Here is a 16,716-nt window from a genome sequence, read left to right as displayed (position 1 = left end):
TACTTCGTCTGCTACTTCATTGAAAGCAAGTACATTTGCACATGTAGCACCTACGTTACCTGCGCCTACTACGGTTACTTTTGACATAATACTTATATTTTAAAAAGTTGATAATTAGTTCTATCTTTTTGCGACGGCAAAAGTACAACGATAATCGTTATTAAAGAAATATTTCCGTAATAATTTTAGTTAAAGAGACAACTCCTGCCAATATGTAGTTGTACTAATACTTCTCTTCTATTAAATCGGCAGTTGTACTTCATCCGAGTGCCAATCGTACTCCGTCCGAATAACAGCTACATTTCATCCGATTATTAACTTACGTGTTCAGGAAAAGAAAACTTAAACAAGCTCTTAAAAGAAAAAACTACGTGAAACGCTGTGTTACTATGTAGTGAAATGATTAAATTTGCAGCGAATTATCATCTAACTAAAGAAACATGAATAAAAAGACCCTGCTCATTATCGCCGTATCGGTATTGGTGATTGCTCTTGTCGGCATCACGTATCTACTGTTCACCGAAAAGCAGAATAATCGCGAACTGGTTGAAGAATTTGCTCTTGAGAAAGAAGATCTGGAAAACGAATATACCCGTTTTGCCCAGCAATATGATGAACTGAAACTTACAGTATCCAATGATTCACTGTCCGTCTTATTAGAGCAGGAGCAAATCAAGACCCAACGTCTTCTTGAAGAATTGCGTACAGTTAAAAGTAGTAATGCCACTGAAATTCGCCGTCTGAAAAAAGAATTGAGTTCATTGCGTAAAATTATGATCGGTTATATCAATCAGATTGACTCTCTCAATAAACTAACTAATCAACAAAAGCAAGTGATCGCTGAAGTAACACAGAAATATAACGCTGCTTCACGCCAGATAAACAATCTATCAGAAGAGAAGAAGAATCTGAATAAGAAAGTAACTCTGGCTGCTCAACTGGATGCTACCAATATTTGGGTAGAACCCAAAAACAAACGTGACAAGAAAGTGAAAAAGGTAAAAGATGTAGTAAAGTTTACTATCGGTTTTACCATTGTCAAGAACATTACTGCAGAAACAGGTGAACGTACATTGTATATCAATATCTACAAACCCAATAATGAAGTGCTGACAAAGAACGCTGCCAATACGTTTGAATATGAAAATCGTTCACTCCCCTACTCTATCAAAAAGTATATTGAATATAATGGAGAAGAACAACCCATCACCGTTTTTTGGAATGTAGAAGAGTATCTCTCTGCTGGCACATACCGCGTAGATATTTTTGCAGATGGTACTATGATTGGTTCACAACGGTTCACCCTCGAATAAGTGCTTTTCCATACGTCAAAGGTATGACAAACAATTGAAGTATTTATTCAAAAAGTGGTTTTGTAAAGAAAATACCAATATATTTGACGTCCCATTACAATATATGTTACTGCAAATAACAATATATGTAATGGGATGTTGTATATAATGACAAATGTGATCCGTATATTTATATGCCCGGCTGGCCCAGATATATTTAAAAAATCTCTCATATCAGTGGATAAAAGATCTTTTTCCAAGAAAAGTTTTTTTAGTCAGCTCCAAGATAATTCCGTAATTAATTACCAAAACTTTCCGAACAGCCCGTTTATTCAAATAAGTATCTTACAATAATCAGTATTTGCCGAAATATGCTTTTAGAGGAAGATGAGTACTAGGGGTACATTCTACGATTAATATTGGATCTATTTCATCTTCTGGAATTATCAATGAAATTACATTGGTATTTCCTATACCGTCTCTGTAAGCTCGAATTGAAAGTATACCACCTGAATATACATCGACTTCTGCTGTGCGTTCAATTAAATTCTGACCAGTCAACAGCAATATTCCTTGACCATAATCCGTACACAATGGTTTTCCATCTAATTCTATAATCAACATCCCATTCCAGTTGGGATTAGATACATAGATTTTCATGTTTTTTATGACTCTATTTTCCGTAATAAGGTTTTGAGGCCAATCTTTATTCAATTGGCCCCATAGGTTGGATGTACATAAAAAGACAAAAAGTAATAATATAACTTTTGTGATTTTCATAAACGTAAGTTTTAAAGGATGATACAATCGTGTTTATATAAAACATTTGAAGAGGTAATGTTACCAATCAATAGTCCTATTGAATTTAAATCGACCAATAAAAAAATAAGGAAACTACTATATTATCAAAATAGTAATATGTAAAAAAAGGAAAGAGCCTGGTATAACACCAGGCTCTTATACTCGTTAGAAATATTAATTCGTCCAACTCAACAGAGATGTTTTCAGTCTCTATTTATTACAAATAATATTTAATCTTATAGCAAATCAATTCTTAAGAACTTTGATTGTACGAACCTCTTTACCTTCTTTCATTACTTTAATTAAGTAAATTCCATTAGTTCCAAGAGTAATACGCATGTTTTGACCTGCATAAATAGCCTCTGCCTTCTGGGTAACAAGCATTCCGGAAACATTATACACAGCAACCTGATAGTTACCATCTTCAGCAAATTCTACAAAGAGAACATCATCTACGGTATAAGTATGCAGCTCACCCGCTTCTTTTTCTTCAATTCCCGTAGGATCAATAACGGAGAATACCGGATAATCCTTAGAATCTAATCCAAGTGTGTTTTCAAGTGTCAAAGTTACAGTATAATCACCTTTCTCTGCATAAGTAAGCTTAGCAGAACCAACAATATCATTACCGGTAGCGTCACTGATTATAGCACGTTTAGTTTTCCACGTAGGCAAAGTTTCAATCTTATATGCAGATCCGGGAATAAACGGAGTACCGGAAATATAAAGAGGATTCTGAGGAGTTTGAGTTCCTGAGCCTTCCAATTCTCCTGCAACAATTTTAAATACACAAGCCTTCGCTTCAGGTTTAGTACCCTTCGCTACAAAGAAGTTACTTTCATCTGTATCTGTATCAAAATCCCAATAAGCCAATACATTTTCCGGAAGATTATCAGCATTAAGCCCAGCTTTAGAAGCCTGAATGTCTTCTTCACTCATAACTCCGTTCCAAACCTGCAATTCGTCCACTATACCGTTATTGAAAGTAGGATTCGATCCACGACCGCCACCTAAGCCCATCCAATAGGTGGAAGGAAGAGCAAAACGTATAGAGCACCAATCTTCGGTTGTTCCTTTTGCATTAGCAAACTCCCATGTGGACTCCTGCAAAATACCGTTAAGATAGAATTTAGAACGGAATTTACTATCCTCGTTGTATTCAAATGTCAATACAATGTGATTCCATCCATTAGGTGTAACTATAGTTTCAGGGAATACATATTTAAGTTCAGCAGAACCACCGGCAGTTGAACTACGGAAAGTATATGAATCCAATTTACCTTCAGAGTTAATATTAGACCAGAACCACCCCCAGTTATTAACAGGCCAAGTAGCTGTACGGTCTTCAATACTAAAGAATGCCGTACTACCTGGTAAAGAAGTAAATCTTACCCATGCAGAAACAGAGAATGACTGGTAAGAACCTATTCCTAAGGGTTGAACCGGGCCACCTACCCAACCTTCATCAATTTCTACACCACGTGATGCAGCACCATTCGCTTTTCTACCTGTATAGCCAAGAGTCAATTTATCACCGACTTCGATTTTAACAGATGATTCTCCTGCTTCCTCACTACCAACTGTCAAGCTTTGGATTTGAGGCAAAGCACCTACATCCCAACCTGTAATCTGTACGTAATAATTAAAACGACGGGTACCGTTTGACTCGATTACCTCAAGATCATATCCGCCAAGTTCTTCAATACCATTTGCTACAGAAAATTTAACAGTTTCACTTGCTTGGGCCACAACATTACCATCACTATTATAAAGTTTCCAGTCAGCAGCCGCATGACGAGGATCTACATAAGAGATTTCAAAATCTTCACCTGGTTTAATTGTAGTTTTATTAATCTGGATATCATCCATAGTAGTATAGTCACCCATATCCATATAGTCACTCCATGCTATCTCAGAGTCAGTTTTAGTATCAACCGATACAGCCGACACACCAAGACGTATACGTTGTACTCCCTGCATGTCAGTAGGAATAGAATAATACATACCTGCCCAAGAAGTAGTAATACCCATAAATACAGGTTCACCACCTTCTTGTTGTGCATACAACTTAAACATAGAAGCGTTTACATCGATATTATAAACAGGAGAACCGGTTTCTTTATTGTTAGCCATATTGAAAATCACTTTAGCATCAACCCCTTTATAGTGATTACCAAGTACTTTCGCTACAGTAATTTCAGGTTTGGAAGGAACAGTAACTGCACCACGGGTAATGGAAAACTCTCCAAGATAAAGTTCCAGATTTTCAGCATTCGTAAAATGAAGACCAATCATCGCGATCTCTTTATTATTAAGTGCTATAAGAGTACCGCTAACTTTAAATGTCTTTTCAACCCAAACCTCATCATCGGCTTTGTCAGAAACAGAAATTACTTTAAGATTACTTTCTCGCAAAATTTCTGTTTCATTACCTTTAGCAGATAAAATCAAGTTAACATCAGTCTGTCCATTCACAAGTTTGTAACGAACAGTAATTACATCATTAGTTTTCAACCCAAACTCTGTTTTGAAAAGATGCAGATATTCATTAGCACTCGATCCGAAGATACGAAGACAAGAACCACCTACATAAGCATCATCCCACGTAAACTGGGCATCTAATCCATTGGCCACAGTCTCTTTACCCATGAATGAAGAAGCAAACCAATAACGCCACGTAGGAAGATAATCTTGTACACCTATATTATACCATTCATTGTTATTCTGACGTTCGCCTTTCCAATTGAAAAAACGACCATTACCAAGATTAAAGAATGTTACAAACGGTTCTTCAGAAAGATCCCATTTCAAAGAGCTGCGTGCAGACATAAATGCTGACATACCAAACCACTTTTCATCGGGGAAGTGACTACGTGAATTATAAACCTCGATTTCTTTCACCGGATTACGATTACCGTTAGTAAAAAACATATCAAGAATCTCTTGGTATGTAGCCTGTTTAGCCATGTCCGAACTACCTTTTTTAGAACGTCCAGCCCAAAGCATATTGTAATCGTGAGCTCCCCACAGACCAATAGACATCGGATACTGGGTAAGAGTAGTCCAAGTAGAAGGATCTCCTCCCTGCATATTGAATCCGGCATAAATATCCAACGGATTACGACCGGGAGCAACAGTTTCAATATTGGAAAGAGAATTTAATACTCTTGAACTCCACCAATTGTAATTAAAGAAAAGAGATGTACGTATATGTTCACCATCTCCAAATGTTTCTTTATTATGATTACCAATACCTGTATCGAAACTTATACCACCATTATCATTGGTTCCGTCATACCAGAAGTTTTCTGCCAATTGATTACCATGCTCAACAAGATATTTATGAATAAATTCATGTTGGGTACGAAGAAGGGGTAAAGCACTGGCCATACCATAGAACTCTGAATTATAGCCAAGCCCATCCACTCCATGATAATAAAGAAATTTAGCCAATTTTTCATTATCAAGAGCAACTTGATTATTTAAAGCTTGTCCCCAAGCACCGTCATTTGCACTAATACCTGCATTAGGAATACTTGCAACACCAGATACACCTACACCATTTTTATGGGCAACATCCGCAAAACCACCAGGTACCCAACCATGAGGTGAAGTCCAGTTACCATAATGAGTTACATAAGACCATGTACTAAATACTTCTGAATCAAATACACCGTTTGGACGTGCATTCACATTCCCTCCGGTAGCAGTACCTACAGGAACCCAAAAAACAAGTTTTTTGTCATTAGCCTCAGTTAAAGATTCATTAATCTGAGTTGCAGAATTACGAAAACGCTCTTTAGGTTTCACACGAGAAATGTAGAAGTTTTCATCTTCAAATAAAGGAGTACCGGGAGTCCAATCATTCACATAGCCAGCTAAACCTGCGCTATTAGGCCAAAACATGTACTCTTCTTTCAGTTGCTGCGCATTGGCAGAAAAAGAAAGTGCCACAATTCCGGAAATTAAAAGTAAATTTCTTTTCATGGGAATAGTTTTTAAGTTAAAAAATAATTAATTTAAACAAATTGGAAGTAATTTCAAATATTTGTTCATATTGAAGCAGGAGGCTCAAAATATCTAAGTTTCAAACCTCCTACCAATGTGTTATCGAACTCCTAATACATTTTCTGCTTTAAGCGTAAATGTTTTATTATCAACTTCAAATGAAAGATCAAACGAAATCAATGCATCTGTATCGCGAGAAGCAATAGTCACACTTCCTGAAGTCGCACTTACTTTTGCCCCATCAATTTCAATATCTGTTTGGTGATCACTGACAGAATAAGTTCCATCATAGTTATCATCTTTACCCACACCGGCCAATGTAATCATAATAAGTTCATAGCCGGATTCAGGAGTAATCAATATCACAAGATCATCTTTGTCAGAATACACAACGGTATTTTCATAATCTGTATTAGAAGAAGTATACAACATATTCTCCTGTAAACCAATCACTTTAACAGAAGCTGCATCAGATCTAACACCATTTACTTCCACCCTTACCGTAGTTGTACCTTCAGCAATAGCAGTAATTATACCTCTACTTCCTTCTACTGGGGTCGCAGTAAGTATGGATGGATCAAATGATTTCCAAATCACATCATAAGGATTAGTCCCACCTGAAACTGTAGTAACATTAACACCCCACTCAACAGACTGACCGACAAACAGAGTACGATTATTAGTAGATTCCCACAATACACTCTTGATGGATTCAGTAATAGTAACAGGTATTTCGAGTGTCTTGTCACTGGATGTCAATACAAGCTTTGTTGCACCCACCTTAAGTCCTTTCAGAGTTATCATATTTCCATCATATTTGCCTACTTCTACAACCGTAGGATCTTCCGCTATCACTTTTGGTTTATGGTAAGCATAAGAAGTAGAAGGAACAACTCCTGTAGTCAACATAAGTACATCACCCATAGACATAGAAACCGAAGAACGATCTACTGTAATTTCATCTACAGGATAACGGGTTTTATAATTCTGAACTGTAAAAGTTGCCACCAGTACCGTATCCGGAGTAATACAATGAAATTCCGCTTCCCCTTCATCAATCCCCGAACGTACAGTCAACACGGCATCAAATCCTTGGTTCTCAACAAATTCTTCCTCCATTCTTGTAACTACTACTGAACTACCTGATATAACTTCCCAACGATATGCCTTATAAGCAGCTTCAATATCCTCCTTAGCCCCGCTTTCAATATTCATGGCCACACGTATCGTAGCTTCCGAATTTATATCCATATTCGTTTCATTAGTATAAGCAAACCATTGTGGCAGTACACTTTTATCTGGTCTTGTATCAAGATAAGGCATATCAGCATATTTTTCACCATAGAAAGTAGCATAAATCACCGGCATTAATAGAACACTGCAACTTGCACTCTGAGCGGTGGCCTGTTCCCCTATCGAAACAGTAATTTTACCTTCACCGGCACTACGTGGGGCAGCATAATGAATCGCCACAAGTCCCGCTTCTTTATCTATTGTCATCGGAATTTTGTACTCTTCAAGCCCTTCAATTGTATATTGAGGTGTAAAATCTTCAAGAAGTTCTTTAGGTGAAACTGCAAATAACACAGAATCATGAGTAATATCATAACTACGTTTGGAGGAAATTACAATCCCCTCTTCATTTACAGGAGTAATACCTTTAGGAAGATTGGTAGTAACAGTCACAGAAGTAAGAGCATATTTACCATTTACAAGCTCCGCTTTAAGTTTAGTCTCTTTCCCTTGCGCACCTAACACACAAACGATTGCCGTATCGCCAAGTATTTTTGCGACTTTTTCATCCAATACAGACCATGCAACCGATGTATTGATGCGATCACCACTCAAATTAGTAACTAATGCCGATATTTTTATCGTATCACCCACTCTCAAAATAATATCCGTTGGATTAAGGGTTATATATACCTCAGTTGCACCGTCAAGCGTATCGTCTTCATTACATCCGACGAAAATCCCCATACATAGGATGGCTATCAAAAAGAATATTATGTTTCTATATAGTTTCATCTGATATATTTATTAAAAGTTTACTGGAATTACTATCTGACAATCATTATCTTCACTCGTTTCCCCACGCTGTTCAGTCGGCACATCCCAAAATACTCGCGTACCACCGTTATTAGGACCACCAAGGGCTTCCACAAGTGAAGCTATCTCAAGAGTGTTATTAGAGGTTTCTACCAAAGGAATCCGACGTAGTTGAAGTTCAGTATCCACCCCCGGCATATTGTTAAGAAAAACAGGGAACAAACGCGGATATCCCGTACGACGGAATGTAGTCCATGCCTCTGCACTCATCGGGAAATTAGCAATATACTTCTGAGTAATGATTTTTTCCAGTTTCAGCTCATCAGAATCTGCATCATTCCATTTTACATCCACTTTCACACGCCCTTTAATATTATGAATTTCATTAAGCGGGTCCTTATAATCTACATCCTTAACCTCTGTCCGATTGATATATTCATTAATTGTATTCTGATCAGTAACTCCATTCTCTTCTAAAGCAAGACGAATACCGGCTTCATAAAAATCTTTAGCAGTACCTCCCATATTCCATCCTCTTAGAGCACCTTCGGCACGTAGTAACAAACATTCTGTACGCTTGAAAAAAGACTGATGCATATATTTAAATTCGTCGGTTAATGTAGCAAAAGGACCATAACCACCTTTATCTTTTCCCGTAGTATTATTATTTCTCATATTAATACCGGGACGCATCCCATATACGTCAATAGGAGCCGCCACACCTGAATTTTTGTCTTTAATAGGATATGCATTCGTATCAAACCAACGTGTCAATAGTGGATTTCCAAAGTGTTTAAGAATATTTTCCAATGACGCACCCAGACGAAGATCATGCCATTCATTACAAATCCTCCATAAGCAACATGAAATCTCACTGGTTGGATAGTATGCTATATCTTTATCATCGTTTAGGGTTAAGACACCTATCTCATCGGCTACTGCTTCTTCAGCTTTTTGTTGGGCTTTACCAACATCATACTTCACTATATTCATAGCCATACGAAGTTTGATACTATTAGCAAACTTCACCCAACGTCGCCAATCACCATAAGAAATTGTCTTATTAGGATCTTCTATCTTTTCTAATTCAGCTTTTGATGGCTGTCGTTCTTTAAGGATAGTGATAGCCTCATCAAGATCTTTAAAAATAATATCATAAATATCAACTCCCTTTTCATAAGTCAACGGTGGAATACGATTTACATTACGCCAATCAGTAAAAGGAGCAGCCCCATAGAAGTCAACAATCTCATGTGCGGAATACGCTTGAATTATCAACCCGACAGCACGCCATTCAGGTTTTCCAAGTTCAGTAGCATGAAAAATAGCATTAACGGACTGTGTAAAAATCTGATTATCCATAGGACCACCAAGGTAGTCATTGGGATATGTATAAAGAGTAGGTAGCGGACCACCAAAAGTAAAAGTACCTTTCGAAGTAGTCCAATATCCGGCATAGTTGTCAATACTATTGGCACGATAATATTGATACTTATGAGGAGCCCAACTACCATTAGGTTCATGAGAATAATTAATCATAAAAGGAATAGCACCACGAAGTTCTTTTTCAAGAACAGTAATATCAGTAGCTCCCGCACCTGCTTCATTGCTATTATCCATATCTTCTTGCTTGCCTATCATCCAAGGATATTCTTCCTGAAACTGGTCACCACAACTGATAAGCATACCTGTTGACAGTAAAGACCCGGCAAAGAAACCAATTGAATATATTATTTTTTTCATTTTTGTATTTTATTTTTAAGAAGACATACTTATTTAAAAGTTGAATTTTAGTGTCAATGCATAACTGCGTGTAGTTGGCAATGAATAACAATCAATACCAGAATAACCATTAGCAGCTGATACAGAGATATCTGGATCAATTGGCGAATCTTTATAAATAAAGAATGCATTCTTTATAGAAAACTGTGCAGTCAATCCCGTATTCTTACCAAGTAAGTTTGAAAAGTTATAACTTAAAGAAATATCACGCATACGCAAATTGGTAGCATTGTAAACATGATCTTCCATAGGATAAGCACCAATAGTAGTATAATAGTTCTCAACAGGAACCTTATTACCAGAACCATCAGGAAGCTCTTTTAAAACATATTCTTTTCCGTTTTGCGTAACACGCTCACCTTTCAAACGATCGTGAGCCGAGCGTTCGGAAAGACCGAACAAATCAAGATCAGGTTCTGTAAGAGACATAACCTTTCCACCAATACGTCCGTCAATAAGGAAATACAAATTAAAGTTCTTCCAAGAGAAAGTATTGTTCCATCCAAGAGTAACAGGAGAAGTGGTATTACCTACATAAGTCTCATATTTACCAGACTCCATCACAGGTACAGCGTTCTCATAATCACCTGCACCGTTTATTTTTATATGTCCGTTTTCGTCACGAGCAAAGGAGTTTACATAAATATCTCCATAACGTCCTCCTTCAATATACTTAATCTTAAATGCATTGGTTCCCATTTCTACAATATAAGGTACTCCACTTTCTGTTTTATAAGTTTCCAAAATACGATTGTCGTTCCAAGCAAAATTAAAACCTGTTTGCCAACGCCAATCATGATTAATATTCCAACGGTAACCTGCAGAAAACTCAAGACCATAATTACGAATCTTACCAGTATTCACAGGTTTAGATTCACCATTGGCTGTACTAACGTAAAGAAATTGATTACGAAGTGTAGAATTATAATAAGTAATATCAAAATTGAATTTATTATCAAATAACCATACATCAAGACCTGTTTCAAACGAAGTTGTAGTTTCAGGTTTAGGATCATCAAATAATGGCGGACGAGTATTTACAGTACCATTACCGAAATTATAACTTTGGCGGGAAAAAAGAGTGTTGGGTATAGGATTACCCACAACAGACCAACTTCCACGCCATTTTAACTGATTAAGCCAATCTAAATGAGGTAAAAATTTATCCAAAAGCACATTAACACCAGCTGAATAGTAATCGAAAGACTTGTATCCAGACCCTTGAGTAAACTGTTGAAATGATTGTGCCCACTCTAAACGATAACTACCGTCAAAATATACTTTATCAAACAGTCCAATAGAAGCTGTTGCAAAAACAGCTGTACTCCAATCGGAATAATTCCAACTATCATTAGCGGATGTCGCACTACCATTTGGATTATTGGGACGACTATACTTACTATTTTGAGGAACAAATGCATTGGGTATACCACAAGTATCAATATTAGTAGTAATAGATGTATTACGACTATAATGTCGAGTAAAACTAGTACCCACTGCTACATTAACATCTACTTTATCATCCAGACGTTCGTTATAAGAAACCATATGATCGTTATAAATATCACTTGTACGTGAGTCACTTGAATAATATTTACCACCTACATAATCAAAGCCTACACGATTCATCCCTGCATATTCTTCATTCAGATTATTTTGAAGTACATAGTCTACACTAAACCGTGTCTGATATTTTATATTCTTCCAGATAATAGCATCTAGAGTGATGTTCCCCATTATACGATCACGTTTCTGTACGTCATTATACATATTAGCTACCCAATATGGATTATTTAAATATTGATCATACCAATACCAAGTCTGGACAGGTTGTCCTGCTAACTTAGGATTTCCTTTTTCCGGATCGCTTACTATATTATCCGCTCTTGTTCCAATATGTTTATAATTATGCTTAAAATAGCGCATATCAATATCAGCAGGAGTACGATACAATGGATAAAGTGTACTCAAAGCCTTACCGACTACCGGAGCATTATTTGTTTTTTGGTGTATCCAGTTAAGACTTGTACTGATATTGACACGTTTATCAAACAAAGAGAATGCCTCCTTGAGCATCACATTGTTACGACGGAAATCATTATTAGGAATAAGTCCTGTTTGATACGTATTATTATAAGAGAAATATGTACGGGAATTTTCCGTACCACCACTAAGTGTTATACCGTTATTAAGTGTTACGCCTAAATTAAAAAAGTCTTTTATAGAATTACGGGCAGACTTCATTAGATATGGAGCAGACGCCACATCATCTGCCGAACGTGTACCGATTTCAGGTCCCCATGCCGACCACTGATTATTATCACTAATACCAAAAAGCTGCTGAGTATGAGGATACATAGCGATTGTCTCAACAGATGTACTACTGGAAACATCTACTTTTACAGTACCGGAAGCACCAGATTTAGTGGTGATAACAATTACACCATTATTAGCAGCACTACCATAAAGTGCAGCAGCATTCGGTCCTTTAAGAATAGTCATATTTTCAATGTCCTCAGGATTAATAGTAGACAGTAAATCATCGCCACTACGTCCACCACCATAAGCTATTCCATCAGTGACTTGGGACCCCATACCATCTTGCATAGGCACACCATCAATAACAATTAATGGCTGATTGGTTCCAAGAATGGAAGTGGAACCGCGGAGTACTATTTTAGAAGCTCCACCACCTGCACCTGCATTATTAGGAGTAATAGTAAGCCCCGCACTCTTTCCCTGAAGTGAATTAATGAAGTTCGTTTCTTTAATACGGGTCACTTCATCATTTTTAATAGTTTGCGCTGCATAGGTAAGAGTTTTAGCCTCGCGGGTGATTCCCATAGCTGTCACAACCACCTCATTCAAAACCTGAGTATCTTCTTTCAGAACAACATTAAAAGAACTAATACCAGCTATTGGTAATACAGCCTTTTGATAACCTATGTAACTAAACTCAAGTACAGCCTTATCATCTGGAACTTCTATGGAATAATTACCGTCAATATCAGTTATAGTTCCCGTAGCAGTTCCTTTCACTAATACACTTACCCCAATCAATGGCTCTCCATAATTATCAGAAACCAGCCCCTTAATAATACGCTTATTCTGTTGAACTTCTTCTTTTACAGCCTTAGTACCTTTAGAAGAATAAAGCACCAGATAATCATTCTTTACCGTAAATGTTGCATTAGTGTTTTCCAGTAAATCCGCCATAACAGAAGATAATTTCTGATAATTCACTTTCACTGAAACAATTTGGTCAGGGTTCACATCTTTAGTATTGTATACAATACGTAGTGAAGTTTGACGACCGATCTCATTCAATACTTTACTTAAAGGAACATTCGTAAAATCCAAACTTATTGTTACATCATTTTGTGCTGTAGCATACGTAAAGAATGGAACAAAAAGAAATAGGGAAAACAACAAGAGTTCAATCTTGTACTTTAGATTTTTTTTCATTGGGCATTTTTTAACGTTAACAAAATACTTATTACCTTAATCGTAGATGTACATTTTGTACTAAATACAAATTTTCTTCCATTAACTTTTTTCATTCATGTTCTTCATTATTCAATATAAAACAATATATATTAATTTTAATTCTCATTTTAAGGTTATATATTAATATTACAATCCAAAAACAAATGATACTAAACAAAAAAAGTATTTTATTATATTATTTATACCCAAATCTGATTATTGAAAAATAAATGTAGCAAACTAAGTAAAGTAAATCCTTTGATGAGTAAGATCAACACACAAAAGATAGTATCTATCATTAGTTCCGTAATTCCGTCTTATTATCCTATAAAAGAAGTATCCTTATTATTATACTCAAAAAAACTTAAATCATTTTGCCAATTCATAGAAAGCCTCTACTTTTGCTTCGTTGTTTATGCAATTATTATTCTACTAATCGCAAGAGAAAAACAGGAAATCTTCATAAACAAAGTAGTTGAATTTTATGTTGTAAAAAAAGAAGTATCACCTTTATAATACGCAAGATGCAATGAAAAAATTATTCATTCTGACAATTCTGCTAAACATTTTCTTTTCAACAAAAGCACAGAGTATACTCAACTTAGATAGTTGCCGTGCATTGGCTTTGGCTAATAATAAAGAGTTACTCATCAGTAATGAGAAAATAAATGCTGCACATTACCAGCGAAAAGCTGCTTTTACCAATTATCTTCCCAATATCTCGGCAACGGGAGCCTACATGAGAAATCAAAAAGAGTTTTCGCTATTAAATGATGCTCAAAAGGGTGCGTTATCAGGGTTAGGAACCAGTATAGGAGGTCCTTTACAACAAGCAGGACAAGCCGTTTTAGGACAACTCCCCCCTGAATTAGCACAAAAGCTCGCCCCGGTCATCACACAAATGGGAAACGAAATGATCCCTGCTCTCAACGGAGCAGGAGAATCTTTGGTAGATGCCTTTCGCACTGACACCCGAAATGTATATGCAGGTGCCATTACCTTGACACAACCCCTCTATATGGGAGGTAAAATCCGTGCTTACAACAAAATCACTAAATATGCTGAAGAGCTGGCGCGCCAGCAACACCATTCTGGCTTACAAGAAGTTATTTTAAGTACAGATCAGGCTTACTGGCAAGTGGTTTCACTGGTAAATAAGAAGAAATTGGCAGAAGGATATCTGGAGCTTCTTCAGAAATTAGATAGCGATGTAGAGAAGATGATTGCCGAAGGGGTAGCAACTAAAGCCGATGGATTATCTGTACGTGTGAAAGTAAACGAAGCCGAAATGACACTGACTAAAGTAGAGGACGGACTCAGTCTTTCAAGAATGTTGCTTTGTCAACTATGTGGTCTTGATTTAACTACTCCTATCATGCTAGCTGATGAAAATATAGAAGATTTGCCGCTGTTAAAATCAAATGCACAATTTGACATGACCACTGCCTATGCCAATCGTCCGGAGATACGTAGCCTGGAACTTGCAACTCAAATATATAAGCAGAAAATAAACGTAACCCGTGCCGAACATCTGCCCTCGGTAGCATTAATGGGAAACTACATGGTTACTAACCCTTCTGTCTTCAACGGCTTTGAAAATAAATTCAAAGGAATGTGGAATGTAGGTGTTATGGTACAATTACCTATCTGGCACTGGGGAGAGGGAATGTATAAAGTAAAAGCGGCAAAAGCAGAATCCCGCATCGCACAATATCAGTTGGAGGATGCGAAAGAAAAAATAGAGTTACAGGTTAACCAAGCTGCCTTTAAAGTAAACGAGGCCACCAAGAAACTGGTAATGGCTGAAAAGAATCAAGAGAAGGCAGACGAAAATCTGCGCTATGCCCGTTTGGGATTTCAAGAGGGTGTTATAGCTACCAGCAATGTACTCGAAGCTCAGACCGCCTGGCTATCTGCCCAATCAGAGAAAATAGACGCTCAGATAGATGTAAAACTGACGGAGATATATCTACAGAAGTCATTAGGAACACTTAAATAGTGGACAGTTGACAATTGACAATTGACAGTTAGCTGCGCTGTCAACTATTAATTTGCGATTGTCAATTGTAAACTGTAAATTAAATAACTGTAAACTATAAACTGTAAATTAAATAAGTAAATAACAATAGTTGAAAACGAGTTGTTTTGCACACCTGCATAGCAACTGTCAATTGTCAATTAAATAACTAAATAACAATGGCATCACAAAAATCACAGAACAGCAATATGCTGCTTGCATTTCTTACTCTGTTGGGAGTTATTGCATTGGTTGCAGTCGTTGGTTTCTTCATGCTCCGCAAAGGACCGGAGATTATCCAAGGGCAGGCAGAGGTAGATGAATATCGTGTATCGAGTAAAGTCCCGGGACGTATCCTTGAATTTCGTGTAAAGGAAGGACAAACCGTACAAGCGGGAGATACCCTCGCTATTCTTGAAGCACCGGACATTGCTGCAAAAATGGAGCAGGCACGTGCCGCAGAAGCTGCTGCACAGGCACAAAATGAAAAAGCAATCAAAGGAGCACGCCAGGAACAAATACAGGCTGCATACGAAATGTGGCAGAAGGCTCAGGCAGGTGTTGATATTGCCGAGAAATCATACAAACGGGTTAAAAACCTGTTTGAACAAGGAGTTATGCCAGCACAGAAATTAGATGAAGTGACTGCACAACGTAATGCGGCTATTGCTACAGAGAAAGCAGCAAAAGCCCAATACACAATGGCGAAGAACGGTGCCGAACGTGAAGATAAAATGGCTGCTGCCGCTCTTGTAGAACGTGCTAAGGGAGCTGTGGCAGAAGTAGAGTCTTACGTTAAAGAGACTTTCCTCATTGCACAAGCGGCTGGAGAGGTTTCCGAAATATTCCCTAAAGTAGGTGAGTTAGTCGGTACCGGAGCGCCCATCATGAACATTGCCATTCTGAAAGATATGTGGGTAACCTTCAACGTACGCGAAGACCTGTTGAAGAACCTCACTATGGGAGCAGAATTTGAGGCCATTGTTCCTGCACTGGACAACAAAGCCATCAAACTAAAGGTAGATTATATGAAAGACCTGGGTACTTATGCAGCCTGGAAAGCAACTAAGACAACCGGTCAGTTTGACTTGAAGACCTTTGAAGTACGTGCCCGCCCCATGGAAATTGTAGAAGGGTTGCGCCCGGGCATGTCGGTGATTATTAAGAAATAATTGAATAATGTGCCAATTGGATAATGTGCCAATATGCCAATTGGCTGCGCTATGATACTGTGCAATAAGGCAAGGAAGGTGTACTGCTGTCGCGTAATATATTGGTAAG

At 37.4% G+C, this 16,716-nt stretch carries 8 protein-coding genes; 3 read left to right on the top strand and 5 right to left on the bottom strand.

Features of this window, described 5'->3' with window-relative positions; genetic code table 11:
- The first annotated feature begins 440 nt into the window (after positions 1-440).
- A complete protein-coding gene (locus tag QX565_RS03070; protein WP_002562212.1) occupies positions 441-1,313 on the top strand; it encodes a DUF8429 coiled-coil domain-containing protein in 873 nt (290 codons plus the stop codon).
- A gap of 333 nt (positions 1,314-1,646) precedes the next feature.
- Here QX565_RS03070 and QX565_RS03065 read toward each other — a convergent pair whose 3' ends face one another.
- The 5 genes from QX565_RS03065 to QX565_RS03045 form a co-directional block, all read right to left on the bottom strand.
- Positions 1,647-2,072: a hypothetical protein gene (locus tag QX565_RS03065; RefSeq protein WP_122202224.1), complete on the bottom strand. Its 426-nt coding sequence runs from the start codon at positions 2,070-2,072 to the stop codon at positions 1,647-1,649.
- Between the two features lie 267 nt (positions 2,073-2,339).
- The gene (locus QX565_RS03060) at positions 2,340-6,080 is read right to left on the bottom strand and encodes a LamG-like jellyroll fold domain-containing protein (RefSeq protein ID WP_122202225.1); all 3,741 of its coding nucleotides are present in this window, start codon (positions 6,078-6,080) and stop codon (positions 2,340-2,342) included.
- Between the two features lie 120 nt (positions 6,081-6,200).
- Positions 6,201-8,129, bottom strand: coding sequence for a hypothetical protein (locus QX565_RS03055; protein ID WP_122202226.1), 1,929 nt, complete (start codon positions 8,127-8,129; stop codon positions 6,201-6,203).
- 12 nt (positions 8,130-8,141) lie between these two features.
- Complete coding sequence (locus QX565_RS03050) at positions 8,142-9,893, bottom strand: SusD/RagB family nutrient-binding outer membrane lipoprotein (protein WP_122202227.1); 1,752 nt, start codon at positions 9,891-9,893, stop codon at positions 8,142-8,144.
- 33 nt (positions 9,894-9,926) lie between these two features.
- The gene (locus QX565_RS03045) at positions 9,927-13,397 is read right to left on the bottom strand and encodes a SusC/RagA family TonB-linked outer membrane protein (RefSeq protein WP_122202228.1); all 3,471 of its coding nucleotides are present in this window, start codon (positions 13,395-13,397) and stop codon (positions 9,927-9,929) included.
- A 550-nt stretch (positions 13,398-13,947) separates the two neighbouring features.
- On the opposite strand from QX565_RS03045, the gene QX565_RS03040 reads away from it, so the two are divergent.
- Together QX565_RS03040 and QX565_RS03035 are read left to right on the top strand one after the other, a co-directional pair.
- Positions 13,948-15,417 (top strand): TolC family protein, encoded by a 1,470-nt coding sequence (locus QX565_RS03040; RefSeq protein WP_002562222.1) that lies wholly within the window; start codon positions 13,948-13,950, stop codon positions 15,415-15,417.
- 197 nt (positions 15,418-15,614) lie between these two features.
- Complete coding sequence (locus tag QX565_RS03035) at positions 15,615-16,607, top strand: HlyD family secretion protein (RefSeq protein ID WP_007487285.1); 993 nt, start codon at positions 15,615-15,617, stop codon at positions 16,605-16,607.
- Positions 16,608-16,716: the final 109 nt, after the last annotated feature.

It is taken from the genome of Bacteroides sp. 41_26, assembly GCF_949740115.1.
Lineage (GTDB): Bacteria > Bacteroidota > Bacteroidia > Bacteroidales > Bacteroidaceae > Bacteroides > Bacteroides nordii.
This window is presented reverse-complemented; position numbering and strand designations above follow the sequence as displayed.

Bases quoted from the DNA above. Each gene is read 5' to 3' on its own strand.
- QX565_RS03070 (WP_002562212.1), top strand. From the start codon at position 441: ATGAATAAAAAGACCCTGCTCATTATCGCCGTATCGGTATTGGTGATT.
- QX565_RS03065 (WP_122202224.1), bottom strand. From the start codon at position 2,072: ATGAAAATCACAAAAGTTATATTATTACTTTTTGTCTTTTTATGTACA.
- QX565_RS03060 (WP_122202225.1), bottom strand. From the start codon at position 6,080: ATGAAAAGAAATTTACTTTTAATTTCCGGAATTGTGGCACTTTCTTTT.
- QX565_RS03055 (WP_122202226.1), bottom strand. From the start codon at position 8,129: ATGAAACTATATAGAAACATAATATTCTTTTTGATAGCCATCCTATGT.
- QX565_RS03050 (WP_122202227.1), bottom strand. From the start codon at position 9,893: ATGAAAAAAATAATATATTCAATTGGTTTCTTTGCCGGGTCTTTACTG.
- QX565_RS03045 (WP_122202228.1), bottom strand. From the start codon at position 13,397: ATGAAAAAAAATCTAAAGTACAAGATTGAACTCTTGTTGTTTTCCCTA.
- QX565_RS03040 (WP_002562222.1), top strand. From the start codon at position 13,948: ATGAAAAAATTATTCATTCTGACAATTCTGCTAAACATTTTCTTTTCA.
- QX565_RS03035 (WP_007487285.1), top strand. From the start codon at position 15,615: ATGGCATCACAAAAATCACAGAACAGCAATATGCTGCTTGCATTTCTT.